24 protein-coding genes and 1 tRNA gene are annotated in these 24,798 nt (G+C 60.4%); 5 read left to right on the plus strand and 20 right to left on the minus strand.

Annotated elements, in window-relative coordinates:
• Window positions 1-36 precede the first annotated feature (36 nt).
• Together AB4Y85_RS04130 and AB4Y85_RS04135 are read right to left on the minus strand one after the other, a co-directional pair.
• Entirely contained in the window at window positions 37-1,128 is a 1,092-nt protein-coding gene (locus AB4Y85_RS04130) for an ATP-dependent DNA helicase (RefSeq protein WP_441983577.1), read from the minus strand.
• Window positions 1,129-1,253: 125 nt separating this feature from the next.
• Window positions 1,254-1,397, minus strand: a complete 144-nt coding sequence (locus AB4Y85_RS04135; RefSeq protein ID WP_441983578.1) for a hypothetical protein — start codon at window positions 1,395-1,397, stop codon at window positions 1,254-1,256.
• 980 nt (window positions 1,398-2,377) lie between these two features.
• Between AB4Y85_RS04135 and AB4Y85_RS04140 the strand changes: the two genes are divergently transcribed.
• Window positions 2,378-3,118 (plus strand): hypothetical protein, encoded by a 741-nt coding sequence (locus AB4Y85_RS04140; protein ID WP_441983579.1) that lies wholly within the window; start codon window positions 2,378-2,380, stop codon window positions 3,116-3,118.
• A 110-nt stretch (window positions 3,119-3,228) separates the two neighbouring features.
• Here the strand turns inward: AB4Y85_RS04140 and AB4Y85_RS04145 are convergent, their stop codons facing one another.
• Window positions 3,229-3,639: a PRC-barrel domain-containing protein gene (locus AB4Y85_RS04145; protein WP_441983580.1), complete on the minus strand. Its 411-nt coding sequence runs from the start codon at window positions 3,637-3,639 to the stop codon at window positions 3,229-3,231.
• Window positions 3,640-3,828: 189 nt separating this feature from the next.
• Here AB4Y85_RS04145 and AB4Y85_RS04150 point away from each other — a divergent pair, with 189 nt between their 5' ends.
• Window positions 3,829-4,989: an SDR family oxidoreductase gene (locus AB4Y85_RS04150; RefSeq protein WP_441983581.1), complete on the plus strand. Its 1,161-nt coding sequence runs from the start codon at window positions 3,829-3,831 to the stop codon at window positions 4,987-4,989.
• A 103-nt stretch (window positions 4,990-5,092) separates the two neighbouring features.
• Window positions 5,093-6,004, plus strand: coding sequence for a penicillin-insensitive murein endopeptidase (mepA, locus tag AB4Y85_RS04155; protein ID WP_441983582.1), 912 nt, complete (start codon window positions 5,093-5,095; stop codon window positions 6,002-6,004).
• A 51-nt stretch (window positions 6,005-6,055) separates the two neighbouring features.
• On the opposite strand, the gene msrA is transcribed toward mepA, so the two are convergent.
• Complete coding sequence (gene msrA / locus AB4Y85_RS04160; RefSeq protein WP_441983583.1) at window positions 6,056-6,715, minus strand: peptide-methionine (S)-S-oxide reductase MsrA; 660 nt, start codon at window positions 6,713-6,715, stop codon at window positions 6,056-6,058.
• 77 nt (window positions 6,716-6,792) lie between these two features.
• Complete coding sequence (locus tag AB4Y85_RS04165; protein WP_441983584.1) at window positions 6,793-7,113, minus strand: PetM family of cytochrome b6f complex subunit 7; 321 nt, start codon at window positions 7,111-7,113, stop codon at window positions 6,793-6,795.
• Between the two features lie 199 nt (window positions 7,114-7,312).
• Here AB4Y85_RS04165 and AB4Y85_RS04170 point away from each other — a divergent pair.
• A tRNA-Ser gene (locus AB4Y85_RS04170) sits at window positions 7,313-7,402 on the plus strand.
• A gap of 989 nt (window positions 7,403-8,391) precedes the next feature.
• Here AB4Y85_RS04170 and AB4Y85_RS04175 read toward each other — a convergent pair.
• The 7 genes from AB4Y85_RS04175 to AB4Y85_RS04205 form a co-directional block, all read right to left on the minus strand.
• Window positions 8,392-9,003, minus strand: coding sequence for an alkylhydroperoxidase domain protein (locus AB4Y85_RS04175; RefSeq protein ID WP_441983585.1), 612 nt, complete (start codon window positions 9,001-9,003; stop codon window positions 8,392-8,394).
• A 12-nt stretch (window positions 9,004-9,015) separates the two neighbouring features.
• Window positions 9,016-9,672 (minus strand): CMD domain protein, encoded by a 657-nt coding sequence (locus AB4Y85_RS04180; protein ID WP_441983586.1) that lies wholly within the window; start codon window positions 9,670-9,672, stop codon window positions 9,016-9,018.
• Between the two features lie 27 nt (window positions 9,673-9,699).
• Window positions 9,700-10,746 (minus strand): putative FMN-dependent luciferase-like monooxygenase, encoded by a 1,047-nt coding sequence (locus AB4Y85_RS04185; RefSeq protein ID WP_441983587.1) that lies wholly within the window; start codon window positions 10,744-10,746, stop codon window positions 9,700-9,702.
• Between the two features lie 25 nt (window positions 10,747-10,771).
• Window positions 10,772-12,427 carry a dipeptide ABC transporter ATP-binding protein gene (locus AB4Y85_RS04190; RefSeq protein ID WP_441983588.1) on the minus strand — a complete coding sequence of 552 codons (1,656 nt, stop codon included), beginning with the start codon at window positions 12,425-12,427 and terminating at the stop codon, window positions 10,772-10,774.
• On the minus strand, window positions 12,424-13,320 hold the full coding sequence (locus AB4Y85_RS04195) for an ABC transporter permease (RefSeq protein WP_441983589.1): 897 nt from the start codon (window positions 13,318-13,320) through the stop codon (window positions 12,424-12,426). Before AB4Y85_RS04195 ends, AB4Y85_RS04190 begins: the two co-directional genes overlap by 4 nt.
• Window positions 13,317-14,261, minus strand: coding sequence for an ABC transporter permease (locus AB4Y85_RS04200; protein ID WP_441983590.1), 945 nt, complete (start codon window positions 14,259-14,261; stop codon window positions 13,317-13,319). The genes AB4Y85_RS04195 and AB4Y85_RS04200 overlap by 4 nt, the downstream gene beginning before the upstream one ends.
• Window positions 14,262-14,342: 81 nt before the next feature.
• Window positions 14,343-15,944 (minus strand): TIGR04028 family ABC transporter substrate-binding protein, encoded by a 1,602-nt coding sequence (locus tag AB4Y85_RS04205; RefSeq protein ID WP_441983710.1) that lies wholly within the window; start codon window positions 15,942-15,944, stop codon window positions 14,343-14,345.
• Window positions 15,945-16,308: 364 nt separating this feature from the next.
• Between AB4Y85_RS04205 and AB4Y85_RS04210 the strand changes: the two genes are divergently transcribed.
• On the plus strand, window positions 16,309-16,791 hold the full coding sequence (locus AB4Y85_RS04210) for an Lrp/AsnC family transcriptional regulator (RefSeq protein WP_441983591.1): 483 nt from the start codon (window positions 16,309-16,311) through the stop codon (window positions 16,789-16,791).
• Here the strand turns inward: AB4Y85_RS04210 and AB4Y85_RS04215 are convergent.
• The 8 genes from AB4Y85_RS04215 to AB4Y85_RS04250 form a co-directional block, all read right to left on the minus strand.
• The gene (locus AB4Y85_RS04215) at window positions 16,777-17,331 is read right to left on the minus strand and encodes an NAD(P)H-dependent oxidoreductase (RefSeq protein WP_441983592.1); all 555 of its coding nucleotides are present in this window, start codon (window positions 17,329-17,331) and stop codon (window positions 16,777-16,779) included. The two genes, AB4Y85_RS04210 and AB4Y85_RS04215, sit on opposite strands and share 15 nt — an antisense overlap.
• Before the next feature lie 172 nt (window positions 17,332-17,503).
• Window positions 17,504-18,472, minus strand: coding sequence for a prolyl aminopeptidase (gene pip / locus AB4Y85_RS04220; RefSeq protein WP_441983593.1), 969 nt, complete (start codon window positions 18,470-18,472; stop codon window positions 17,504-17,506).
• Window positions 18,473-18,493: 21 nt separating this feature from the next.
• Window positions 18,494-19,408, minus strand: a complete 915-nt coding sequence (locus tag AB4Y85_RS04225; protein WP_441983594.1) for an ABC transporter permease — start codon at window positions 19,406-19,408, stop codon at window positions 18,494-18,496.
• A complete protein-coding gene (locus AB4Y85_RS04230; RefSeq protein WP_441983595.1) occupies window positions 19,405-20,358 on the minus strand; it encodes an ABC transporter permease in 954 nt (317 codons plus the stop codon). The genes AB4Y85_RS04225 and AB4Y85_RS04230 overlap by 4 nt, the downstream gene beginning before the upstream one ends.
• Window positions 20,355-21,332: an ABC transporter ATP-binding protein gene (locus tag AB4Y85_RS04235; RefSeq protein ID WP_441983596.1), complete on the minus strand. Its 978-nt coding sequence runs from the start codon at window positions 21,330-21,332 to the stop codon at window positions 20,355-20,357. The genes AB4Y85_RS04230 and AB4Y85_RS04235 overlap by 4 nt, the downstream gene beginning before the upstream one ends.
• Window positions 21,329-22,345, minus strand: coding sequence for an ABC transporter ATP-binding protein (locus AB4Y85_RS04240; protein WP_441983597.1), 1,017 nt, complete (start codon window positions 22,343-22,345; stop codon window positions 21,329-21,331). The genes AB4Y85_RS04235 and AB4Y85_RS04240 overlap by 4 nt, the downstream gene beginning before the upstream one ends.
• Entirely contained in the window at window positions 22,335-24,020 is a 1,686-nt protein-coding gene (locus tag AB4Y85_RS04245) for a peptide ABC transporter substrate-binding protein (protein ID WP_441983598.1), read from the minus strand. Before AB4Y85_RS04245 ends, AB4Y85_RS04240 begins: the two co-directional genes overlap by 11 nt.
• Entirely contained in the window at window positions 24,020-24,229 is a 210-nt protein-coding gene (locus tag AB4Y85_RS04250; protein WP_441983599.1) for a hypothetical protein, read from the minus strand. The genes AB4Y85_RS04245 and AB4Y85_RS04250 overlap by 1 nt, the downstream gene beginning before the upstream one ends.
• Window positions 24,230-24,798: the final 569 nt, after the last annotated feature.

Genomic DNA, 24,798 nt, shown 5'->3' on the forward strand with positions numbered 1-24,798 from the left:
AAAGCGAGGCAGGTTCCTTGAACCGCGTGAGCGGCCCTACATCACCACGGTCACGGTATCGGCCGCGCGCGTGAGACCGGTATAGAGCCAGCGGCTGCGGTGCTCTCGGAAGGCATAGGATTCATCGAAAAGCACCATATCGTCCCATTGCGAGCCCTGGGCCTTATGCACGGTGAGGGCGTAGCCGAAGGTGAACTCGTCGGATTCCCGCCGCAGCGTGAAGGGAACCTCTTCTTCCGTCCCCTCGAAGAAAGCCTTGTGAACCGAAACTTCAACAGACCGGCGGCGGGCATCGTCGTCGGCCAGCACATCCATGCGGATGAAGTCGTTACGGATGCCGCGCAGGGTCTGTATGCTCCAGGTGCCGCCGTTGAGCAGCCCCTTGGTCTTGTCGTTGCGCAGGCAGACCAGCTTTTCGCCGACCGCGGGCATGGGGCTCCGATAACCGTTCAGCTCCCTCAGGCGCGTGTTGTAGAGGCGCCTTGTCTTGTTGAGGCCCACCAGCACCTGATCGGCCTTCATGACGGCCGCGGCATCGATCTCCCGCCGGTGGATGATCCGGCTGTTTCCATAGCTTCCGGGGCTCAGCCGCCCCCCTTCCCTCACGATCATGGAAAGATGAACGATAGGATTATCTTTGGCCTGCCGATGTACTTCGGTGAGCATGACGTCGGGTTCGGCCTCGGTGAAGAAGCCTCCCCCCTTCACGGGCGGCAGCTGCGCCGGATCGCCGAGCACGAGGACGGGCTTGCCGAACGACAGCAGATCGCGGCCCAATTCCTCGTCCACCATCGAGCATTCATCGATCACGATGAGATCAGACTTCGCCACCTGGCTCTGCCGGTTGATGACGAATTGCGGGCCGTTCTCATCCCCCTCCCGCGACCGGTAGATCATGGAATGAATGGTCGATGCTTCAGTGCATCCCTTGGTCCGCAACACGAGGGCAGCCTTGCCTGTGTAAGCGCCGAACGACACCTCGCCATCGACGCCCTCGGCAATGTGCCGGGCGAGAGTCGTCTTGCCCGTACCTGCGTATCCGAAGAGGCGAAAGACCGGACGGTCGCCTTGGCGCAGCCAATCGGCGACGGCTTTCAGAGCGGCATCCTGTTGCGGCGACCAGGTCATGGGAGATTGAGCTTCTTGATCCAGGCTGGAGAGACGGGGCGGAGGACGATCCCGCACGCTCGCGGACAAGGCTTGGAATCGAGGCGCCACCATAATGCCGGGCGCCGGCAAATGCGATGCCGAGTTTACAGGAAACGCGCGACCTTTTGGCTTTGCCGCGAGCGCGTCGAAGGCTGACCGGGAGATCTCACATCGAGGCGCAGCACCAGCATGCGAAGGTGGACCGCGCCCGCCTGAAACCCGCCAACCACAAGGGTTTTGGCAATCATGCGCACATCGCGAAGCAAGTCCTTGACCGTATGCAGCACCCTCGCGAAGCAAGGGCTGCTTCACCTGATCGATAGCGCATCCGGGCTTTCGCCGTGCGCATCGAAGCTGCGTTCTCCAGCCTCGAAGTCGATATGCTCGCCACATGCCTCCGGAACATCCGATCCACGCTGTGAAGCATGAGCCTGCCGATCGACCTTCCACTTGGCTCGATGCAAGCGCTCACGCCAGCTCCGCGCAACGATCCGCACATCCTTTCCAGGCTTGGATAACGTGGCCGTGATGACCCGGGTCGCGATGCTCGCGGATGGTGCCGGTCATGTGCTTCGAGCCGGGCCATCGCATGCCGGAAGCAGACTGTCCGAAGCCTCGGCGGTGAGCGTGCGAGCGTTCCGCTCGATGTGTGGCACAGGTCGCGGGGAGACAGGATCAGGAGCACATGAAATGCGCCTCGCGATAGGCGCCGTCCTGTCGCTACGTCACAGCCCGTTGAAGTGATTCTCAGCGCGTGCGACACACCGCATGCTCGTCTGGACATGCGCGGAGCGTGTTTTTCGACCTCAACGCACAAAAAAATTTTCAGCTTCGAAATGGCCCTCTAATCGCTCTCCGAAACCATCATACGCATCTCCGCTTTCGACGGTCCCTGCAGGCGTCGCCTTAGGAGCGAGATCGCATGTGCATCGTCTCTGCGATGCTTTTAACATATTGAAATGAAAAGACTTTTAAGTAGCGATTATGATAAACATTATAGAGTGAAGGTGATGTCGAATTGTCCCAAGAAGAGACTTATTGAGTCGTTCTTCGCGCCTTCTATGGCGCGCTGGAAGTGCAAGTTCAGGCGCATCATCCAGCGAAAGTATCCACAGAAAAAGTGCCGGTTCTACTTTCTACACTTTCCGTTAATCGGAACCCGCTTGGTATAACGACGTTGCCTTCCAAGCGTGACGGTTGCGCGCGAAGGCCCTTGAAGGAGGCGGCTATGCCGATTGATATTAAGTCCAACCCGCTGACAGCGTTGTTCACGGGTGACACCGGTGCGACCAGCACCAAGAAGAAAAGCGGAGCCAAGAAGGGCTCCAAGACCAGCGCCAAGAAGGCCAGCACTTCCTCGGCTCGCAAGAGCACGAAGAAGGCCGGCACGAAGACCGCTGCCAAGAAGACCGCTGCCAAGAAGACCACTGCCAAGAAGACCACGGCAAAGAAGACTGCAGCCAAGACGACGGCTCGCAAGTCTGCTGCCAAGACCTCGGCCAAGTCGGCCGTGAAGTCCACGGCGAAGAAGTCTGCTGCCAAGAAGACCACGGCACGCAAGACCGCCGCGAAGAAGGCTCCGGCCAAGTCGGCTGCTAAGGCCACGGCCCGCAAGTCGGCCGCCAAGACGACGGCTCGCAAGACCGCCGTCAAGACGACGGCCCGCAAGACCGCTGCCAAGAAGACCGCTGCGAAGTCGACGAAGTCGGCTGCGAAGAAGTCTCCGGCTCGTTCGACCGCCGCCCGTAAGACCGCTGCGAAGTCCACGGCTCGCAAGTCTCCGGCTCGTAAGACCGCTGCCCGTAGCTCCAGCCGCACTGCGGTGAAGGCTTCGGCTCGCAAGACGGCCGCCAAGTCCACGACGAAGCGCGCCGCAGCAGCCTCTAGCCGTACTTCCGCTACGAAGAAGTCCGGCAAGGTTGCAAAGCGTTCGACTGGCGCTCGTAAGAGCCCCTCTAAGAAGCGCTAAGACCCCATGCCCCATGCGCCGGGACAGGGCTCGCCCTGTCATCCGGCACATGGGCATAAAAAATCGCCCGGTGAGAGCCGGGCGATTTTCTTTTTCTGGCCTTGTTCCGGTTAGCGGCCGGTGCTCATTGGGTCGCTGTCGCCCCAATACGGGGTGGCGTTGTAATAGCGGTGAACGTGCTCTTCCCATTCCCGGTCGTAGGAGGCATCGTGCCCTTCGGCCGTGCGGCGGGGAGCACCGCGAAGCTGATCTTCGTTGAGATTGAGCTCATAGGCATCCAGCTCGACATTGTACTTCAGGACGCCCCAGGGCAGCGTGTAATATTCCTCGCCGAGGCCCATGAAGCCGCCGAAGCTCATGACTGCGTAAGCGACCTTTCCGGACCGTTTCTCGATCATCACGCGTTCGATGGTGCCGATCTTGTCACCTTCCGAGCGGCGCACGGGTGTTCCTTCCACCTTATCGCTGGCGATGAGGCTGTGGGTTTCGCGGACGTCGCCGCTTTGTGCCGTCGTCTGCATCTCTCACTCCCTATCGTTGAAGATGTAAGGCAACGCTCCGTCAAAACCCCGGTTCCGAGCCAAAACTTCTGCCTTCGGTGCCTCGCGGCAGCGTGAGCGATCCTGCCTTCAAGCGCAGCCTTAGGAACCCCTCCATGTCCCTTACGTTGACCCGCGTTTGTGAATTCCGCGATATCGAAGGAGATTGCCATGCCAGTTCGCCAGAAGCCGGTCGAGGAGCAAGTGGTCGTCATCACGGGTGCTTCCAGCGGCATCGGCCTCGCGACAGCGCATCTGTTCGCCTCGCGCGGAGCCAAGGGCCTCGTTCTGGCAGCACGCAACGAAGAGGCCCTGCGCAAGGTCGCCGACGAACTCAGCCGAGGCGGCACACGCGCCATTGCGGTGCCTGCCGACGTGAGCAAGCGTGAGGATCTCGAGCGCATCGCCAAGACGGCCATCGACACCTTCGGCGGCTTCGACACCTGGGTGAACGATGCGGCGGTCGCCCTTTATGGCTCCTCGGACAAGATTCCGATCGAGGACCAGCGACAGCTCTTCGAGGTCAATTACTGGGGCGTGGTGAACGGCTCCCTGATCGCCGCCGAGCACCTGCGCAACAGGGGCGGCACCATCATCAATCTGGGCAGCGTATTGTCCGAGCGGACGATGATGCTTCAGACGCAGTACTCCGCCTCCAAGCATGCCGTGAAGGCTTTCACCGACGGCCTGCGCATGGAGCTTGAAGCGCAGGGCGCACCGATCTCCATGACGCTCATCAAACCATCATCCATCGACACGCCTTATGTAGAGCATGCCCGCAATTACCTCGACAAGGAGACCTCCGTCCCGCCGCCGGCCTATGATCCGCATCTCGTCGCGAAAGCCATCGTGTTCGCCGCCGAGCATCAGCGCCGCGAGCTCACCATCGGTTTCGGCGGATGGGTGATCGGCGCCATGGGCAAGGTAGCGCCGCGCCTCGTGGACAAAGCGATGGAACTGGGTGGCTACGGCATGCAGACCACCAATCATCCCGAGCGGCCCGAAATGCGCGACAATCTCTATCGCTCCCGCGAGGACGGCGACATGTATTCCTCCTTGCCGCGTGAGCCGCGCAAGACGAGCCTGCTTCTCGAAGCGCAGCTCCATCCCTACGCAACGGCGGCTGTCCTTGCCGGCATCGGCGCGGTTATCGCCAGCGTGTTCTTCACACCTCTCGCCGGCGCTAAGCCGCGCCGCCGCGCGAAGCACCCTCGGCCGCGTTACCAGCCGCAGATGCGCCGCCGCGGCAACGGCCACGACAAGCACGTCGTGGGCCCAGGTCATGCGAGCCAGCGCGGCGCCCACGAGGGCCGTCCACAGCCCCGACACTGAACAGGCAGAAGGCCCGGTTCATCCGGGCCTTTCCATTTCAAGCGACATCATGGCCGCACGGCCGTGGTTTGCGAGTCGGAACACACAGGCTAGCTTTTCCTTCATGAACGCGATTCGTCTTCTCACGCTCACCGCCAGCCTGCTCCTCGCCGGCACGGCAATGGCTCAGGACAAGGGCTCGGTGGATCCGAAACCTCTGCCGCCCCTCGCGAACCCGGACGATCCCAGGCTTGCCGCCAAGGAGCTGTTCGGACGTCGCGACAAGCCGGCCTCGCTCCAGGCGCGCTCCATCGGCAGCTATGCCCGCGGCTGCGTGGCGGGCGCGACGGCCATCCCCGTGGATGGCGACACGTGGCAGGTCATGCGCCTGTCGCGCAACCGCAACTGGGGCCACCCGCAACTCATCGCCCTGCTGCAACGGCTTTCGACGCGCATCCCTTCGATCAACGGCTGGCCCGGCCTGCTCATCGGAGACATTTCCCAGCCGCGCGGCGGGCCGATGCTGACCGGGCATGCCTCGCATCAGATCGGCCTCGATGCGGATGTGTGGCTGACCCCGATGCCGGACCGGCGCCTGTCGCGCGTGGAGCGGGAGGAGCTGTCGGCCACCAACATGGTGCGGGACGACTGGCTCGATATCGACCCCGCAATCTGGACAGCGCAGCACACGGCGCTCATTCGCGCGGCGGCATCGGAACGGGGCGTCGCGCGCATCTTCGTCAATCCGGCCATCAAGAAGGCGTTGTGCCGCGAGGCCGGACAGGACAGGGCCTGGCTCGGCAAGGTGCGCCCGACCTACGGCCACAATTATCACTTCCACATCCGCATCGCCTGTCCCGCCGGCGAAGCAGGATGCTCCGATCAGGACCCGCCGCCTGGAGGCGACGGCTGCGGTGCGGATCTCGCGCAATGGTTCACGCCGCAGATGCTCCATCCGAAACCGGGCAAGCCGCGCCCGCCGCTGACGATGGCGCAATTGCCTGAAGAGTGCCAGCGCGTACTGGTGTCCCCATGAGAAAGGGCACGGACAATGGCTTGTCCGTGCCCTTTGATCGCACCGTTCGGCCTACTCGGCTGCGATGCCGGTTCCGATCTGGCACGACACGCCGGTGCCGCCGAGACCGCAATAACCGTTGGGGTTCTTCGCCAGGTATTGCTGATGGTAATCCTCAGCGAAATAGAATGGTCCCGCATCCTGAATTTCCGTCGTGATCGGGCCATAGCCTTTCGCCACCAGAGCCTGGGCATAAGCCGCTTTTGAGGCCTCGGCAGCCCTTCGCTGCGTCTCATCGGACACATAGATCCCGGAGCGGTACTGCGTGCCCATGTCGTTGCCCTGGCGCATGCCCTGGGTCGGATCATGGCTCTCCCAGAAGGTCTTCAGCAGATCCTCATAAGAAATCTTCTTCGGATCGAAGACGACGAGCACGACCTCGTTCTGCCCGGTCATGCCGCTGCAGACTTCCTCATAGGTCGGGTTGGGGGTGAGCCCGGCCGAATAACCCACGGCCGTGACCCAGACCCCGTCGCCCAGCTGCCAGAACTTGCGCTCGGCGCCCCAGAAGCAGCCAAGGCCGAACACAGCCTTCTCCATGCCGTCCGGGTAAGGCGGCTGCAGGGGCCTGCCGTTGACGAAGTGCGTCTCGGCGGTCGGCAGGGGATTGGACCGTCCCGGCAAAGCCTGGGCGGTACTGGGCATTTCAACGGGTTTGCGGAAGCTGAACATGGAGGCCTCTCTCGTGACCTCCCTTATGTAAGCATTCCTTTTCCGGATGGGAGTGCGGCATCCGCCCAAGCGCGGGATCAGCGGTCGAATACGTAGCCGATCGGCTCCAAGGGCTTCTGGCCGAGCCAGAGAAGCAGCGCGCCGATGAGGAAGCCCGTCACAGAGGCAGGAAGCTGGAGGAGTTGGACCATGAAGGGATCCCAGAGCCATGAATAGGTCTGCCCCGCAAGCTGGCCTTCCAGACCCTTCACAGCGCCAGGAAACAGGGTTCCAGCCGCCCCCTCGATGGAAACGAACGAGACGGATTGGTTGACCATGGAACGCGTGCCGTCGATGACCAGACCGACGAAGCCAGCCGCCACCAGCAGAAGCCCCAAAGTGCGCGCCACGAATTTCAAGAAACAATCCTCGTCAAACAGAGAGGAAATATCTAGAGCGTTTTGTCGCTGCCGGAAAGCCGATTCACACAAACTTCCCACACAATCGGGCTTGCCTTTTGCATCTGTTTAGCGATACACGGGCGCTCCGCACGATGTGCGAGAAACCTGTTCCGCGGCTTCGCGAACAAGGTTACGGAGCCTGACAGGCTCTTTTGCTGGAGGGGTGGCCGAGTGGTTGAAGGCGCACGCCTGGAAAGTGTGTATACGGGAAACCGTATCGCGGGTTCGAATCCCGCTCCCTCCGCCATTATCTAAGTCTCTGATATTACTAGACTTTGCGCTTGCAGACACCTTCTTCGAGGTGCCGGATTTCTTGTGCCAATTTCGAGATAGTCATTCTCTGACAGTCACTCTCAAGAGACCAAACAGAGGCTTTCCGGCTCAAACTCTGCCTCCGTTCTCCGCCCTAAAATGGCCCAGTCCGGTTGTGGTGACAGGCAAATACGCGTGCGATCGATTAGCCAATGCTAGCGGTCAACCCGAGCGCAAAATTATGGCCGAGATTCGGTAGGCGGTGGATGCAAACGAAGAGAGCCGATCGCTAGGATGACGCCTCCTCTATCGCACTCGTCGAGGAGAGCACGGCGATCCGCCGCTTTGATCGTTGCGCCGCCTCCTCCGCACATTTTTCGACATGCGCGGTCTGGTTGATGACCTGAAGATTGCCTGCTCCCCAGAAGACCAGCAGCTCCGGCCAAGACGTCGCGCGATGTTGGGACCAAACAGCGAAGAGCGGAATGCGATGGTCCACTTCGGCGGTCCTAAGCAGTCGCTTCCCGGTTGTCGTGCATTTCCGCTGGTGGGTACGTAAGCAGATCATGGACTTAATCCAGTCTGCATCAATTGATAGAGTTGATGCAACTTCAGCGGTCGGTACGCTATAGCAGGCCGTACTGGTGCTATTGCTCGGAACTCAAATATTTAATCTTTTGAGGTGGTACTAGAGTATCACTACGTGCGACAAGGGCCCTACCGATCACGAGCGGGCTTAGTGCACTTTGCAAGTACACTAGAGCTCCATCTAGAAGCGTTCGCCCCACTCTTTTGGACCACCGTCGCGTTAATTACGAGTTCTCATATATCGCGGGCGTTCCTCTTGAGTCATCCGCAATCCATTATGCTCACCGTCGCGTTCCTGCCAGAGGAAAACTGATGAGGTATGGGCTCTGAATAGACTTGGGTGCCGTTCAGAGCGGTTCGATCTGCCTCTGTCCCTAGAAGGCTCATTTGCAACCCTTATGCGCTCTTTACCGGAAACGTGGGTTCACCGAGAGAGAGCATCAGACGGTTCGCCCAATTGAAGAAGGCCGCGCCATTGATGACATCGACAATCTCAAGATCGTCGAGACCCGCCCGCTGCAGCCCCTCGACCAGACCATCGTCAGAGACTAGCGGCGTCGCCGTCAAAGCTGTCGATGCTTCGATGATCGCATTCCATCGCCTGTCGATATCGGCATCGACGCCCTCGTCGAGTAGGCGCTGGATCTCCTCGCCGCGCTTTGAATGAACCGTGGCGAAGCGGGAGTGAACGGACGCGCAGAAGATGCAGCCGTTGAAGCGGGAGGTAGCCGTTGCCGCAAGCTCGCGTTCAGCGCGGGGAAGGCCGCTGCTCGTATTGTAGAAGATGTCCTTATCGGTCTTCGTCCGGGCTTCCAGAACCTCCGGATCGCGGGCGAGCAGCAGAAAATAAGGCGACTTGGCGCGGGAAGCGTCCACGAGGCCCGCCCAGTGCCTGTCAGTCAGCTCGTCGGCGGAGAGGGGCTCCAGCCATGGCAGCCAGCCCAGCTCTTCCTGTGTGAAAGCCACGGGTTCGCAGTTGTCGGGATGGGAGAGGGTTTTCTCGATCATGATGTGCGCCTCTTAAACGGTGCCGGTGGCCAGAACGCCTGTGAAGATGGATGTCACATCAACATCCGTTCGAGTGGCTGAAGCCAGCGCGCTCAAGCCCGCGACAACGCGGATCTGGAAGGAGAGGAAGGCGACCAGCTGCGAGATCGTGACGATGTCCGTCGTGGACCACCCGGCATCGATCAGTTTCTGCAGTGCTGCGCTGCTGGCATCGCGCGGACGGAAGACAAGAAGATGCGCGTGCTCCAAAGCGGCGACCAACTTGGGTCCGAGCAGATCCGCATGAGTTACGAAGACCTCGTACTTAAGCCCCTCCTTGTTCTCACGCAACAAAGGCCCTTCCGGGTAGCGGCCATAGGGCCCCTCGGTCGTCCCGCACAGGATTTCCGCGGCAATGATTTCAGCCAATTGCTTCTCCGCCGATTTTCCCAATCCGGCTGCATAGAAGTCTCGCACGTGAGACTGACGGTGAAGGCCTGCCACGAAGGTCGCGATGGCAAAACGCTCCGCCAGGGTCACGCCGCTGGGAAAGGCAGGCTCGAAGAGGGCGAGGTAGCTTTTCTGCGCGTTCTCGCGCGCCTGAGGCCTTTCCGCCCGCAGCTTGTCGAGACGCGAGTTTGGTTGGATGCCGGCCAGATGATCGATGATGTCCAATGTGGTCGTGCTCATGTCATGCTCCTGTATGGGTAAAGGCTCTCAGCGCACGAGAGCGACGCGTTTCTCAGGTATCTCGACGGTCTTCTGCCATCCAAGAGCGGGGGCGACCTCACTGGCAATCAGCTCGATGGAGCGCAGGATGTAGGAATGGGGCGGATCGACGGAATGTACCTGGAAGACTATGTCGGTCGCCCGCGCCAGAGCCGTGTCCTTGCTCAAAGTTTCGATCACGTCGTCCGGCGTGCCCACATGGGTGTCGAGGGCGGTAATGATGTCGGACAGATTGTTGCTCGGGATGAAATGCCCCTTCTCCGCGAAATGATCGACGACCTTACGCAGCCCCTGCTCCGCGAGGCGCAGGGCCTCGTTCCGGTTGTCGGCCACAAACAGGGTGCGGGAAGCCATGATGCGCGGCTCCCGCCCCTGAGGCAGCGCTTCGAGATAGGCATCGATGATGGGATGCTGGATGTCGCAGAGAAAGGCCTGCGGGGTCTCCTTCGGCCTCGGCTGCGTGCGCGACAGCATGAGGCCGTCACCGGCCCTTCCGGCGCGCGCGCCACCCCAATGGGAGAATGTCGCCTGCCAGACACGGTCGTTGAGGGACGGCTCTGCCGGATAGAGGCTGTCACCGCCTTCAAGCGGCTTGCCGTTCCATGCATCTTTGACGATGGCGAGAGAGTGCTCGAAGATCTCCGTGCGGTTGGCGCTGTCATGACCGAAGGCCGTGAAGGAGGACGGTGTGCCGCCCGTTCCAACACCAACTTCGAGCCGTCCTCCGGAGATGAGATCGAGAACAACGGCATCCTCCGCTACGCGGATGGGATGTTCCAGCGGCAACGTGATCACGCCGGTACCGAGGCAAATGCGGGAGGTGCGGGCCGCCACATGCGAGAGAAAAACCAGGGGCGACGGTAATCCACCTTCCGCCTCATGAAAGTGATGCTGCGCCACCCAGGCTGTGTCGAAGCCGTGCCGCTCCGCATGAACGATCTGCTCGGCGGCAAGGCGATAGCGCTCGCCTGCGCTGGCTTTGTCGAGAAGGCGTGTGAAGAAGCCAAGGCGCTTTTCTGGTGAAGAAGTTGTCATGGTCTTGCTCCGCTGTGAAATGCATTCAGTGATGAAAGGGGTGCCGTTGTCCGGGGATCGCGCCGAGCAATTCGCGCGTGTAGTCGCTCGTGGGCCCCAGGAACACGTCCTCAATGCCGCCGCTGTCGACCTGACGGCCGTTATGCAGCACGGACACCGTGTCCGAGATCTGCCGAACCACCGCGAGATTGTGCGAGATGAACAGGTAGGTGAGCCCAAGAGCTTTCTGCAGCTCATCGAGAAGCTCGAGGATCTGTGCCTGCACCGTGACGTCGAGCGCCGAAACGGCCTCGTCCAGCACCAACACCTGCGGATCGAGAACGAGGGCGCGGGCAATCGCCACGCGCTGCCGCTGCCCACCCGATAGTGCACGGGCTTTGCGGGTCAGGGCCGATTGCGGGAGTCCAACTCGGTCGAGGATTGCGTGAACTTTCTTCGCGCGATCCTCTCGCGGAATAGGGTCGAAGTTGAGGAGCGGTTCCTCCACAATCTGAAAGATGGTCTGGAGCGGATCGAGGGACGCGAACGGATTTTGGTAGACGAGCTGGATTGTCCTGCGGAACTGACGAAGCGCTTCGCCGCGCAGGCCGGTGACGTCGGTTCCGTCGACGAGGATGCGCCCGCCACTCGGCTTGTTGAAGCCTACGATACTGCGCGCCGTTGTCGTCTTGCCGGAGCCTGATTCACCTACGATGGCGTGGGTCGAGCCCCGCTGCACCGTGAAGGACACATTATCCACCGCCCTGAAGGCTTCGCGGCCCCTGACGGAAAAATCCTGCACGAGATTCTCGACGACGATGGCGTTCTCCTCGCTTTGCAGGTTTCTGGCGCGGGAGACATGCCTGACCTTGCCGAGCGAGGGCGCATCGGCCAGAAGCTTTTGTGTGTATTCGCTGCGAGGATTCGCGAGCACCTCTTCGGTGCGGCCCTGCTCCTGAATGCGACCGCCTTTGAGCACGACGATATGGTTCGCCCGGTCGGCAGCAACGCCCAGATCGTGTGTCACGAGAAGAACGGCGGTGCCGTATTCGCGGCGAAGTTCGTCGATGAGATCGAGGATCCGCTTTTGCACCGTGACATCGAGGGCGCTCGTGGGCTCGTCGGCGATGATCAAGGATGGCTTCAAGGCAATCGCAATGGCGATCAGGACGCGCTGGCGCATGCCTCCCGACAATTCGTGCGGAAATTGCCTGGCCCGAAGCTCCGGCTCCGAGAGGCCGACCCTGGCGAGAAGCTCGGTCACCCGCGCCTCGATCTCGCCTCTGCTCCCGTAGCGATGGATCTCCAGCACCTCGGCGACCTGCGCTCCGACGGTCTTGACCGGATTGAGCGAGCTTGTGGGGTCTTGCGGGATGAGGCTGATCTTGCTGCCGCGAATGGCATCGAGCCGCTTCTGCGCCCAGCTTGCGATATCGGTTCCGTTGAGCCGGATCTCGCCGGATTCGAGCTTCCCGTTATCGGCGAGAAGCCCGATGACCGCCTGCGCAGTCGTCGTCTTGCCGGAGCCCGATTCACCGACCAGGGCCACCACCTCGCCCGGCTTCACCTGAAGCGATACGTTATGGACGACCCGCTGGAGCTCGTCCTTGCCGCGATAGGCAACAACAAGATTGTTGATTTCCAGAACCGGCACGTCTGAGCGGCTTAGAGAGTGTGCGTGAAGGTCGATGGCCGTGCTCATGCTTTCACCTTTCCGAAGGATTGGCTGATGCGGTTGGCTGACAGCACGACGAGGATCACGACGATTCCGGGCACCGTGGTGAGCCACCAGGCGCGCGCGATGTAGTTGCGTCCCTCCGCGATGAGCAGACCCCATTCGGGCGTGGGCGGAGGAGCGCCGTAACCAAGGAAGCCGAGGGTGGAAATAGCGAGGATCGCCCAGCCGAACTGCAGGGCCGCGAGCGCCGTCACCGAAGTCAGGGAGTTGGGAAGAATGTGTCGCAGCAGCACGCGGGTGAAAGTGCCGCCGCTGCCGAAGGCAGCTTCCACGTAGTCGCTCACACGTACCCGCACCACTTCCGAGCGCGCAAGCCGCGCGAAGCGGGCAATGGAGGTGACGCCCACTGCAATAGCTGCGGTTACGTTGCCGAAGCCGAGCAGGATGACGATGCTGAGCGACAGGAAAAGCTGAGGGATCGACAGAAGAACATCGACGCCCCGCATGATGATGGCGTCTGTCCGACCTCTTGCCGTTCCGGCGATCAAGCCCAGCGCCGTTCCGACCACGAGGCCGACGCCGATCGCCACGAAGGCTCCCGAGAGCGAGTTGCTAGCGCCATAGATGATGCGTGCCAGGAGATCGCGACCGAGCGCATCAGTGCCTAACCAATGCTCGGCGCTGGGTGCGCGAAGCTGCTGACGAGCGATGCCGACCGTTCCGCTGTAGCTGGTGAAGGCTTGCGGGATGAGCGCCCACAGAACGACCACACCGATCACGGACCAGGAGAGCACAAGGCCAGGCTGGATGTTTTTAAGCGCGACGATCCAGCGCGATGTGAAGAGGGAAGTGGCTTCTTTCAGCACGCTGGAATCGTCTCGCAGCAGGCTTCGTCCCGTGGAGTTCAGGCTGGTCATGCGAAGGCTCCTGTTCTGACTTTGAGACGAGGGTCGAAGACCGGGTAGAGCAGGTCGACCGCGAGGTTGATGACGACGAATGCAAAGGCAGAGAATACGACCAAAGCCTGCAGTACCGCGATGTCCTGGTTGTTGACGGCCTGCTGCGTAAGCCCGCCGATTCCGTTGAGGCCGAACACGGCTTCCGTGACGACGGCACCCGCCAGAAGCTCGCCGAACAGAATGCCGCCGATGGTGAGCGTGGGCAGCACCGCATTCTTGGCCACATGCCGCCATACGACCCAGCGATGCGAGGCGCCCTTGGCGCGCGCCACCGCCACGAAAGGCTCGGTGAGCACGTCATCGATATTGCGCATGAGAATCTGGGCGAGCGGCGCCGAGATCGGAACCGCGAGCGTCAGGACGGGAAGGATGAATGCTTCCCAAGGTCCCGGATTAATGACGGGAATGAGCTTTAACCGGAAAGAGAAAATCTGGATCAGCATGATTCCGAGCCAGAACACGGGCGTGGAGATGAATAGGGATGGGATGGATTGAATGAAGGAGCGCAGCCAGGAGAAGGACGTCAGTGCCGAAAGCGCCGAAAGCAATAACGCCACAGCCACCGCGACAATAAAGCCGAGTGAGGCAAGCCACAGCGTCGGCGCGAGGTTCGCCGCGATCAGATCGCTGACGGGAACACCCGCCTGGATCGAGTAGCCGAATTGGCCGGTCAGAAAATTTGTGAGCGAATGAAAATACTGCACCGGAAGCGGGCTGTCGGCCGCATAGGATGCCCGTATCTCCGCAATCTGGGCCGGCCCCAGGCCCAGTTCCGGGTTCAGGAACTTAATGAGGATTGCATCGCCCGGAAGCGCCTGAAGGAGAATGAACGAGACGGTGAAAGCAGCCCAGAGCACGAGAGTTGCCTGCCCTACCCTTCCGGTCACATATCGCAACATGATGGCTCCTGTCGTGAATGATGAAAGTGGCTGCGATGGATGCCGGGTGCCGGAATGCCCCGGCACCCGATTTGCCGAACGTCAGTTACGGGGCGTGAGCCATGTGCTGTAAAAGCTCGGACGGCCCACCGCTTCGAAGGACACGCCCCTCACGTAAGGCGCAGCCGCGAAGGCTTGCGGTTCCTCGAAGATTGGGATGACATAGGCCTGATCCACCACGTAGTTTTGGACGTCGCCTGCAATCGCGAGGCGCTTGGCGCGATCAGGCTCGGACGCCAGCTTGTCCAGAAGCGTATTCAGCTGATCGTCGAGGAAGCTTTGCACCTTGTCGCTGTTGCCGCCCTTTTGCAGCAGCACGTTGCGATTGGTCGGATAATACTGGCTCTTGATGACATCGGGATCGGCACGGCCGACCATCGCCGGAGATACGGGCGCCTTTGCCGGATCGAAGTTGTTCACCGTCGCACTTCCCGAATCGGCCGTGAGGACATTGAGCTTCACGCCGATCTTGCCCCATTGCTGCGAGACGAGCTGAAGCGTCTCCTTGTTCTGCGGCTGCGGCAGGGATTCGTAGGCCGAAAGCTCCAGGTTCTTGCCGTCCTTCTGGCGCAGGCCGTTTGCGCTCACTTTCCATCCGGCCTCATCGAGCAGCGCCTTCGCCTTGTCGAGATCGTGGGTGAGCTTGGGCGACAGATCGATATAGCCCAACGCCGTCTTGGCGATGATGGACGATGCCTTCGGGTAATGAGCCGAGAACAGGGTCGACACGATCTCGTCCGTATTGGTGGCGTGCAACAGCGCGCGGCGGACGCGAATATCCGACACCAGAGGATTGTCGGGGCGGAAGACGACGCTGTTGTTCACACCGCGCGTGGACGGCGCATAGATCAGGTAGCCCTCGTCTTCGACCTGCTTCTCGTCATAAGCCTGGATCTGCCGGATGACATCGGCTTGGCCTGCGAGCAGCGCGCCGATGCGCACGCTGTCCTCCGGCGTGACGACATACTTGATGGAGTCGAGATAGGCGCGGCCCTGGTGTTCCAGCTTCGCCGGCCCCCAATTGTAATCGGCGCGCACTTTCAGGTTCAGTTCGCGCCCAAGCGTTTCGCTTGCAACCACGAAGGGGCCGGAGCCGATGATCTTCGTGGCATCGCCCAAGGTTTCATAAGGCAGCGCGAGGGTTGCGAGAGACACGAGCCCCGAACCGATCACCGAAGTGCCCTGCAAGAAGCCGGGTGAGGGCTTCTTGAAATAGAATTTGACCGTGGAGGAATCGATCACCTCGCTGCGGTCGTAATTGTTGATCACCTCGGAGATCGGAAGCTTCAGATCCTTGTTGCCGCGTCCGAACGTGTCGTAGTTCTTGGCGACTGCTGCTGCATCGAGCGGCGTGCCGTCGGAGAACGTAACCCCTTTGCGAATCTTGAACGTGTATTCCGTGGCATCCGCATTGACCGTCCAGGATTCCGCGATCCAGGGCTCGATCTCCAGGGTCTTCGGGTTCTGATAGGTGAGCTTGTCGGTGATCTGGTTGAGGATGCCGCCGTTCGGATAGAAGCCGCCCGCTGGTGAATAAAGGTTCGTATGGGCCTGCTGTTCGAGATAGATCAGCGTCCCCCCCTGCACGGGCTTCTCATTGAAGCCGGCCGCCTGTGCGGCTCCCCATCCGCCCGTTCCGGCCAGAAGCGTGGCGCCGAGCAAGGCCGTGAGACGGGCTTTATTCCTGAAGCGTCGAGTGATGGACACGGTATTTCCCCTGCATATTGAAGCCGAATGACCTGAGAATTATCGAGGCGGGAAAGCCCGAAACGCAACGGGAATGTTCTTTTTTTCGAACAAGTGGCGTAAGGATATCGTTCTTCAAGAACCCGCCCGAAAAGAAGAATTACTCTCATTGCCAAAAAAATAGGCACTTCACTCTGGACTTTGCCCTCGCTAAAAGGGCTTGAACCCCGCGAATTGTTCTTTATAAAGAACTAGCCAACGGGGTGGAGACTTTCTCCGGAAAGCTCCTCCGGAGATCCTTCAATGCTCGCCGAGGTCTCGCATGGACGCGACAGACACCAAGATCCTGATGCTACTGCAGGAGAATGCTAGCATTTCGATTGCCGAGCTCGCCCAACGGGTGAACCTGTCCCAGACCCCGTGCTGGAAGCGCGTGCAGCGCCTTGAGGCTACGGGAATCATCCGCAAGCGCGTCGCCCTGATCGACCCCGAGAAAGTGGGCTTAGGGCTCACAGTCTTCGTCTCCATCGAAACGTCCGACCATTCGGGGCAGGGATTGCAGAACTTTGCCGACATCGTATCGGCCATGCCGGAGGTGATGGAGTTCTACAGGATGGCAGGGGACGTGGATTACGTACTGCGCGTCGTCGTGCCGGACATGGCGACTTATGACCAATTCTACAAACAGCTGATCGAGGCGATCCCGCTCAAGAACGTCACTTCGCGCTTTGCCATGCAACGGGTTAAATCGACAACGACTTACACTCTGACGCCCAATGGCGGTGTTAGCTCACGCCGCGCGTAGGCTGCGTGTGGAAGCCCGCAGCCTCAAGGCTTCGGCCCCCTCATGGACCAGGATCGAGAGCCGCTTGCGGATCGCGGGATCTGCGATGTGTCCATCGGTGAATGCGCTGTCCGACACGAAGACTCCTGTCGGCAGAGTATGCGCATTGAAGAATGAGAAGAGCGGACGCAACTGGTGATCGATCACGAGAGCATGCCGATCTGAGCCGCCCAAAGCGAGCAAGGCCACCGGCACGCCAGCAAGCGCCTTGTAATCGACGAGATCCATGAAGTGCTTGAAGAAGCCTGTATAGGAGCCTTTGTAAACCGGCGATCCGACAACGAGCAGATCGACTTCTTCCATCAATCGCAGAGAATGCGCGAGCTGTGGGGAAACCTCATCCCGTGTGCGCACCGCAAGAGATTGTACGAGTTCCGCAACATCGATGAGAATCGTGCTGCCGCCCGTTTCCTGCGCCATTCTTTCGAGAACATCCGTCACGAGACTGCGTGTCCGGAAATCGGGCGAGGGACTTCCTGCAATGGCAACGAGTTTTGGCATGTGATCTCAGGAGATGAACCTGCTCAAGGGTCTTCTTGAAGCCCTGCGAAATCAATAGAATCTTATTTTAATAAATGATCGCGAAGGAGAGGCCTGATCTCTCATTCGCGACCTATCCGGAAAAGGTTTCTTCAAACGGTCTTGTGCGCCCCGCAGAAAGGGTGCGCTGCTCTTATCGCAGTTTCGTACGCAACCGTGCTTGAGCACGAACGAGCTCCGCTGCCATATCCGGCTCGTCTATGGAATGGTTCGATTCGGTGACGATGGTGAATTCGGCCTCAGGCCAAACTTCCTTCAGATCCCAGGCCGTGCGAGGAGGCGTGACAACGTCATAGCGCCCTTGAACGATCACGCAGGGCAGATGACGAATACGCTCGACGCCGTGCAGAACGGCATTCTCCAGCATGAAGAAGCCTTTAACGCAGTAATGCGAGAAAATGCGGGCGGAGGTCAGAGCCTGCTTGGGATCGCTGATGCTCTGGACATAGGCAGCGTTCGGCCTGAACGACCCGACCCATCCCAAGAACGTGCGAATGGCGACGGCTGAGGGCAGATGGATTTCGGGATCGGGATGGATGAGCCTTTTGTAATAGCCTGCGAGAACGTCGCCCCTCTCCTCTTCCGGTAAAAAATCGCGCAGCGCGCGCCAATGTTCAGGAAAGAGAGCACTGATGCCGTCCTGCCACCACCAGTCGAACTCGAATTTTCGGCCAAGCGCGATACCCCGCAGCAGCAGCCCTAGAACGGCATCAGGATAGGCTTGCGCATAGGCGAGAGCGAGAAAGCTACCCCAGGAGCCCCCGCTCACGGCCCAAGGACCGACGCCGAGATGAAGGCGGAGCTTTTCGATATCGGACACGAGATGCTGCGTCGTGTTGGCTTGAAGTTCCGCATAAGGCTCGGAGCGTCCGCAGCCGCGCTGATCGAAGAGAACGATGCGCCAAACGGCAGGATCGAAATAGCGCCGGTTGATCGGACGAAAGCCCGCACCTGGCCCGCCATGGAGATGAACGAGCGGGATGCCTTCGGGATTACCGGATTGCTCGTAATAGATTCGGTGTCCCTCGCCCACTTCCAGATAGCCGCTGTCGAAGGGCTCGACGGACGGAAAGAGCGCCTCGTCGAGGGTCTCCGGCTGCATTCTAAGGAGTTCGTCTGCCATTTACTCTGCTCGCGGATCGAAAGCGTCCTGAAGGCCATCGCCGATGAAGTTCACGGCGATAACGGTGATGAAGATGAGAAGGCCGGGATAGATCGCGAGCATCGGCGCGGTCGCGACAAGCTCCTGCGCGTTATTGAGCATGTTGCCCCAGCTCGGCGTCGGCGGAACGATGCCGAAACCTAAAAAGCTCAGGACGGCCTCGAAGAGAATGACGCTGCCGAGCACCTGGCTGCATGCGACTATGATCGGCGCGATCACGTTGGGCAACACGCTGCGCAATAGAATGCGGAGCGTGCCTGCTCCCGAGACGCGGGCGGCCAGCACGAATTCCCGCTCGCGGATGCTGAGCGTGGAGGCGCGTACGAGGCGAGCGATGCGGGTCCAGTCGATCAGGGCAATGATCAGGACGATCCGATAAAAGCTCGCCGCGCCCGAGCGCGTGAAATCGGCGGAGAACCCGAGCTTCGTCAGGTCGATGGCGGCCAGCACGATGAGAAGTGGCAGGAGCGGAAGCGCGATAATGCCGTCGGTGAACCGCATCAGCAGCCCATCGATGCGCCCGCCGAAATAGCCGGCGGTGAGGCCAATGGCTATGCCGATTATTGCGCCGAGCAATGTCGCGGCAAAACCGACCGCCAGAGACACCTGCCCGCCATACATGAGCCGGATGAGAACATCGCGTCCCAACTCGTCGTGCCCCAGCCAGTTCGTCGCGGAAGACGGGTCAAAGCGGGAGAGAAGATCCGCATTGTTGGCGTCGATGCCTAAAAAGGCTTCAAGCGGGGAAGCGGCCAGAGAGAATACGATCAAGCCCATTAGGACATAGAGACCGGCAAGCGCCGTCCTGTTGCGCCTGAACCGCGCCCAACGTCTTTGCCAGGGCGAGGCATGCAAGATCATTGCGTCGATACTCATGTCATGGAGATCCTTGGATCAAGCCAAGCATAGGCAAGGTCGGCGAGAAGATTGCCGATCAGGGTTGCAAAAGTTGCAAAGAGAAGAGCGACGAGGGCGAGGTTGAAATCGTTACCCAGGATCGCGTCGTAGATCGTCTTGCCCAAGCCACGCTGCGCGAACATGGTCTCGGTGATCAGCGCGCCCGAAAAAAGCGTGCCAAAATTCACGCCTATTACGGTGATCACAGAGGTCAGCGCGTTGGGGAAGGCATGTCGCAGGACAACGCGCAGCTCGCGCGCGCCCTTGGCACGGGCGGTGCGGATGAAATCCATACGCAGAGTCTCGATCATGGACGAGCGCGCATAGCGAGTCACGCCACCCAGATTGGCGATGACGAGGGTCGCTACAGGAAGGATGAGATAGCGGGCGCCGTTCCAAAAACTCTCCTCACCGGGCTGCCCCATTCCGCTGGCGGGTAGCCAGCCGAGTCCAACCGCGAAGGTCAGAATGAGAATCAGGGCAAGCCAGAAGGACGGGATGGAGATGCCGGCAAAACTCACGAAGCTGATGAGCGTATCGAACCTTCCGCCCGGCCTGATGGCGGAGCGGATGCCGAGAGCGATGGCGAGAAGGCTGCTGATCACGAGCGTGAGCGCGACGAGTTTTGTCGTCTGCCAGAGCGCCGGTCCGATAATGTCGAGCACGGGCCGGGCATAGACACGAGAGAAGCCGAAATCGCCGCTCAAGGCCGCAATCAGCCAGCGCCAATAGCGGGCGATAAGCGGTTGATCGAGGCCGTGCAGCGCGCGCAATCGATCCGCATCGGCCACCGTCATGCCGGGGTTAGACATGACCATAAGATCGATGGGATCGCCCGGCATCAAGCCGATGAGGCCATAGACGACGAAGGACATAACGAGCAGAACGACCGCCATGCCAAAAACGCGGCGCAGGAGAAAGACGGTCATTCGACCATCTCCACAAAGTGACAGGCCGTGAGATGAGCGGCATCACGATGTGCCTTGAGTTCCGGACGCTCGCGGCGGCAGATATCTTGGGCCAGCGGGCAGCGGGGATGGAAAGCGCAGCCCGACGGCACGGCGAGAGGGCTCGGAAGATCGCCGGCGATCAGGGTTCGCCTCCGGCGTCCCTGGCCGATACGCGGCACGGCGGCCAGAAGTCCCTGCGTATAGGGATGCCGGGGATTGGCGAAAAGCGCATCGCGCCCGGCGATTTCCACGAGACGGCCGAGATACATCACCGCGACGCGATCGGCGATGTGATGGACGGCGGCGAGATCGTGGCTGATGAAGAGATAGCTCAGACCGCGCTCGCGCTTAAGACTTCCCAGCAGGTTGAGCACCTGGCTCTGCACCGAAACATCGAGCGCGGATAACGGCTCGTCGGCAACGACGAGCTGCGGCTCCGGCGCGAGAGCGCGCGCAATCGCGATGCGCTGGCGCTGTCCGCCGGAGAATTCATGCGGATAGCGATTGAGCGCATCCGCCGGCAAGCCGACCTGCCCGATCAGATCCTGCACCCTGGCACGGATCTCACGGGCATCTCCCATACGATTGATCTTCAAGGGCTCGCTTAAGATCTCGGAGACTGTCATGCGCGGATCGAGGGAGGAGAAGGGATCCTGGAACACCATTTGGATCGCGCGGCGCACAGGTTTGCGGCTGGCGCGCGGCAGATCGAAGATGTCCCGGCCTTGAAAGGAGACCACGCCCTTTGGCGCTTTATAAAGCCCGGCAATGGCGCGGCCCGCCGTAGTCTTGCCGCAACCGCTCTCACCCACGAGCGCCAAAGTCTCGCCGGGAGCAATATCGAAACTCACTTCCTGCACGGCCTGAATGACGCGACGGCGCTTTGGCAGAAGCTGCACGCCGCCTACGGGAAAGCTGATCGTCAATCCCTTGACGGAAAGAAGAATGGTCATGGACGAACCTTATGGCAGGCGACTTCATGCCCGGGTCTGACCGCGAGCAAGGCGGGCACGAGGGCATAGCATTCCGAATCCGCCTTTGGGCAGCGCCCGGCAAAGCGGCATCCCTTGAGATTGCCGTCGAGGCGCGGAACCATGCCGGGAATGACCGGCAGCTCATTCTGCCGGTCGCCGATCTTCGGCAGGGTTGCGATCAGACCTTGCGTGTAGGGATGAAGTGGATCGGAAAAGAGCGCATCAGCGCTCGCGTGCTCCACGACCTGTCCTGCGTACATGACGATGACGTCGTCCGCGATTTCCGACACCACAGCAAGGTTGTGACTAATGAACTGCACCGCCATGCCAATCTCGCCCTGCAGGCGCTGCATGAGTTCGAGGATCTGCGCCTGGATCGTCACATCAAGCGCCGTCGTCGGCTCATCCGCGATCAGAACATCAGGACGGCAGGCCAAAGCCATCGCGATCACGACACGCTGGCGCATGCCACCGGACAACTGATGCGGATAAGCGGCGGCGCGCTCGGCTGGAGACGGAATGCCCACGAGGCGCAATTCCTCGACCGCACGCTCACGCGCCTCTTTCCAGCCCAGACCCTCGTGAAGATGCAGCACTTCCGCGATCTGATCGCCAACCCGCATGGCGGGGTTGAGCGCCGTCATAGGCTCCTGGAACACCATCGCAATGCGCTTGCCGCGAATTTCCGGCCATTCATTCGCAGCGAGCGCAGACAGGTCCTGACCGTTGAGGCCGATGCGTCCCGAAACGCGTCCCGATTTCGGAACGAGCCCCATGAGCGCCAGCGCCGTCATGGATTTGCCGCAGCCGCTTTCACCGACGACGCCGAGCGTTTGCCCGCGCGCGATCGCATAGGTCAGGCCATCGACGACACGCCTTGTGCCTTTATGATACGGAAAGTCGACGGACAAGCCGTCGACTTCGAGAGCGAGTGGCGAAGTGAGCCTGGACGCATGACGTCCAGGCTCATTTTTAAGGCGATCAGATTGCATGCCAGGTTTCAGCCCAATGCGTGCTCACACCGCTGCCGGTCGGCTCGACGCCCTTCAGCCATTTCGGAATTGCGAGAGGCTGAACGCGGAAGAAGAGCGGGAGGACGGGCAGCTCTTCCACATAGATCCGCTGCAGCTCGGCCCAGAGCGGCTTGCGGGCTGCGGGGTCGAGTTCGACGAGGAGCTTGTCCAGGGCCGCATCGAATTTCGGATTGGAGAACGCGGCGATGTTGTTGCCGGCCCAGTTGTTGCCGTCGACAGGAATGGCCGAAGTGTGAAGGTTGCGCACCGGCGGCTCATCCGGATCGCTGGTCCAGGCATAAAGGGCAAGGCCACTATAGGTGCGCTTGCGTGCCGTCTCGCCGAAGAACGTGCGTGCCGGCTCGTTCTTGATCACGACCTCGACGCCGATCTCACGCCACTGGCTCTGCAGAACCTGCTGCACGAGTTCGCGCACCTTGTTGCCGGCCGTCGTGCCGAAATCCAGCGACAGGCGCTGGCCCTGCGCATTGACCCTGACCTTGTCGGGCCCGACTTTCCAGCCCGCCTCTTCGAGAAGCGCCGCTGCCTTCTTCGCATCATAGGCGAATTTGGTGACGCTGTTGTCATATAAGGGGCTGATCGGTGCGAGGAACGAGTCCGCCACGGGCTCACGGCCATCGAAGAGCTTGTCGGTCAGCGCCTTGCGGTTGATCGCATGGAGCAGAGCCTGGCGGACGCGCTTGTCCTGCAGAATGGGGTTGTTCTTCTGAAGGTCGATATGCTCGTAGGTGTAGCTCGGCTTGTAGATGAATTCGAACTTGGCTTTGTGAGTTTTTTCGAGTTCCAGCACCTGATCGGTGGTCAGACCCACGCCATCGCCCGGCGCGAAATCCACATCTCCCGATAGCACGTTCGCCTGCAACGCCGCCGAGTTCTCGATGGTGCGAATGACGATTCGCTTGAAGTGCGGCGTCTTGCCGAACCAATGCGGGTTGGGCTCAAGCACGATATTCGCACCCGACTGGATTTCCTTGATCAGGTAAGGGCCATTGTAGAGCCCGGGTGTCGTCGAAGCGCGATTATAGGCCGTATTCTTCGGATATTCGGCAACGCCGACGCTTTTGACGATGGGGCCTTCGATATGCTCCGGCAGGATGCGGAAGCGGCCGAGTTCGTTGTAGTCGCTGCGAACCGTCTTGGTGTGCAGAATGACAGTCTTGTCGTCGACCACGTCGATCTTCTCGTAACGGTCATAAGCATCGAGGCTTAAGAATCCTGCCTCCTTCTGACGTCCGAGATTCCACGTGAAGAGCACATCCTTCGCCGTCACTGGAACGCCATCGCCCCAGGTGGCCTTGGGATGAATCTTGAACGTGATGGCAATGCCCTTTGAGCCGTCATCGCGGGTCTCGATCTTGGCGAGACCGTTCTCAATGGTCGGGTACTCGGTGCAGAGAAGGCAGACATTCTTGCCCTCGCCGTTGAACGCCGTCGACTGGCGATAAACGAAGCCCAGCACGTAATCCTTCGAGGTGATGGCCTCGTGATTGGGGTTGAGGTTCGAGGGATACTGCGTGGCGCCGATGACCAATTGATCCTTGGCGGCCAACGCGGTTCCGAACGAGCCCAGGGTTGCGACGACGGCAAGCGCCGTCCGCAAGCCCCTCTTGCCGGAGCGTTGGAAAGAAGACATCAGGATAGACCTTTCTTGGAGGGATAAGCGGAAGGCTGCTTGCTGAGCGTGTCGCGCACAGCGCGATTGGCGTGGGCGATGCTGCGGAATACTTCCCGGTCCAGGGACTGGAAGGCAGCCTCAGCCGCGAAGAAGCGAAAGCCGCCTTGGGTAGCGACGATGACGCCAGCGGCGATTTCCTCGATTTCGATGATGTGAGCGGTCGGCATGGCAAAGCTCTCCTGCCGCCGGCAGAGGGCCGGCGTTGTACGACGGTGTTGTCGGGAAAGGATCTCCTCGTTCAGAAGAGACAACACTCATGGCGGATGCGCATTCGGCGCATCGGGCGGAGAGGAGCCGGATTTGGCAGAATATCGATCATGACCAGCAATCCTTTGACTGCAAGTCACGAAGCGTTGGCACGCCCCGTGACGCTTTAGCGTTTGATGACGCGGCGCAAGCTGTGCACTTCAAATCACCGCGGTTCCCAATCTGCAGGAGCAGATTGGGAACTGTTACAGAGTGTCCCGGATAATCGGCCGAGTCAACTGAAATGTTCTTTTTTTAGAACGAAAATTCGGAAAACAATGCGCTTCCGTCTTCTGGAAAAATGAGAAAGCCCTGTTTTCTCTCAATTTTATAGGCTTGCCCCATTTGCCAGCCTAACTTTCTATACAGACAACCCACAGGCCGTTCTTTTTGAAGGACGAAACTGATGATTTGTAACGGCAGAGATTTGTGCTTTTGCTTAGCAGGAGATCGGACAGCATCCCCGAAGGGTGCCAGTGGGGGCTCTCTG

The organism is Microvirga sp. 2YAF29, from assembly GCF_052114605.1.
GTDB lineage: Bacteria > Pseudomonadota > Alphaproteobacteria > Rhizobiales > Beijerinckiaceae > Microvirga.

Excerpts from the sequence above, each read along its gene's own strand:
- AB4Y85_RS04130 (WP_441983577.1), bottom strand. The coding sequence starts at position 1,128 with ATGACCTGGTCGCCGCAACAGGATGCCGCTCTGAAAGCCGTCGCCGAT.
- AB4Y85_RS04135 (WP_441983578.1), bottom strand. The coding sequence starts at position 1,397 with ATGATTGCCAAAACCCTTGTGGTTGGCGGGTTTCAGGCGGGCGCGGTC.
- AB4Y85_RS04140 (WP_441983579.1), top strand. The coding sequence starts at position 2,378 with ATGCCGATTGATATTAAGTCCAACCCGCTGACAGCGTTGTTCACGGGT.
- AB4Y85_RS04145 (WP_441983580.1), bottom strand. The coding sequence starts at position 3,639 with ATGCAGACGACGGCACAAAGCGGCGACGTCCGCGAAACCCACAGCCTC.
- AB4Y85_RS04150 (WP_441983581.1), top strand. The coding sequence starts at position 3,829 with ATGCCAGTTCGCCAGAAGCCGGTCGAGGAGCAAGTGGTCGTCATCACG.
- mepA (WP_441983582.1), top strand. The coding sequence starts at position 5,093 with ATGAACGCGATTCGTCTTCTCACGCTCACCGCCAGCCTGCTCCTCGCC.
- msrA (WP_441983583.1), bottom strand. The coding sequence starts at position 6,715 with ATGTTCAGCTTCCGCAAACCCGTTGAAATGCCCAGTACCGCCCAGGCT.
- AB4Y85_RS04175 (WP_441983585.1), bottom strand. The coding sequence starts at position 9,003 with ATGATCGAGAAAACCCTCTCCCATCCCGACAACTGCGAACCCGTGGCT.
- AB4Y85_RS04180 (WP_441983586.1), bottom strand. The coding sequence starts at position 9,672 with ATGAGCACGACCACATTGGACATCATCGATCATCTGGCCGGCATCCAA.
- AB4Y85_RS04185 (WP_441983587.1), bottom strand. The coding sequence starts at position 10,746 with ATGACAACTTCTTCACCAGAAAAGCGCCTTGGCTTCTTCACACGCCTT.
- AB4Y85_RS04190 (WP_441983588.1), bottom strand. The coding sequence starts at position 12,427 with ATGAGCACGGCCATCGACCTTCACGCACACTCTCTAAGCCGCTCAGAC.
- AB4Y85_RS04195 (WP_441983589.1), bottom strand. The coding sequence starts at position 13,320 with ATGACCAGCCTGAACTCCACGGGACGAAGCCTGCTGCGAGACGATTCC.
- AB4Y85_RS04200 (WP_441983590.1), bottom strand. The coding sequence starts at position 14,261 with ATGTTGCGATATGTGACCGGAAGGGTAGGGCAGGCAACTCTCGTGCTC.
- AB4Y85_RS04210 (WP_441983591.1), top strand. The coding sequence starts at position 16,309 with ATGGACGCGACAGACACCAAGATCCTGATGCTACTGCAGGAGAATGCT.
- AB4Y85_RS04215 (WP_441983592.1), bottom strand. The coding sequence starts at position 17,331 with ATGCCAAAACTCGTTGCCATTGCAGGAAGTCCCTCGCCCGATTTCCGG.
- pip (WP_441983593.1), bottom strand. The coding sequence starts at position 18,472 with ATGCAGCCGGAGACCCTCGACGAGGCGCTCTTTCCGTCCGTCGAGCCC.
- AB4Y85_RS04225 (WP_441983594.1), bottom strand. The coding sequence starts at position 19,408 with ATGAGTATCGACGCAATGATCTTGCATGCCTCGCCCTGGCAAAGACGT.
- AB4Y85_RS04230 (WP_441983595.1), bottom strand. The coding sequence starts at position 20,358 with ATGACCGTCTTTCTCCTGCGCCGCGTTTTTGGCATGGCGGTCGTTCTG.
- AB4Y85_RS04235 (WP_441983596.1), bottom strand. The coding sequence starts at position 21,332 with ATGACCATTCTTCTTTCCGTCAAGGGATTGACGATCAGCTTTCCCGTA.
- AB4Y85_RS04240 (WP_441983597.1), bottom strand. The coding sequence starts at position 22,345 with ATGCAATCTGATCGCCTTAAAAATGAGCCTGGACGTCATGCGTCCAGG.
- AB4Y85_RS04245 (WP_441983598.1), bottom strand. The coding sequence starts at position 24,020 with ATGTCTTCTTTCCAACGCTCCGGCAAGAGGGGCTTGCGGACGGCGCTT.
- AB4Y85_RS04250 (WP_441983599.1), bottom strand. The coding sequence starts at position 24,229 with ATGCCGACCGCTCACATCATCGAAATCGAGGAAATCGCCGCTGGCGTC.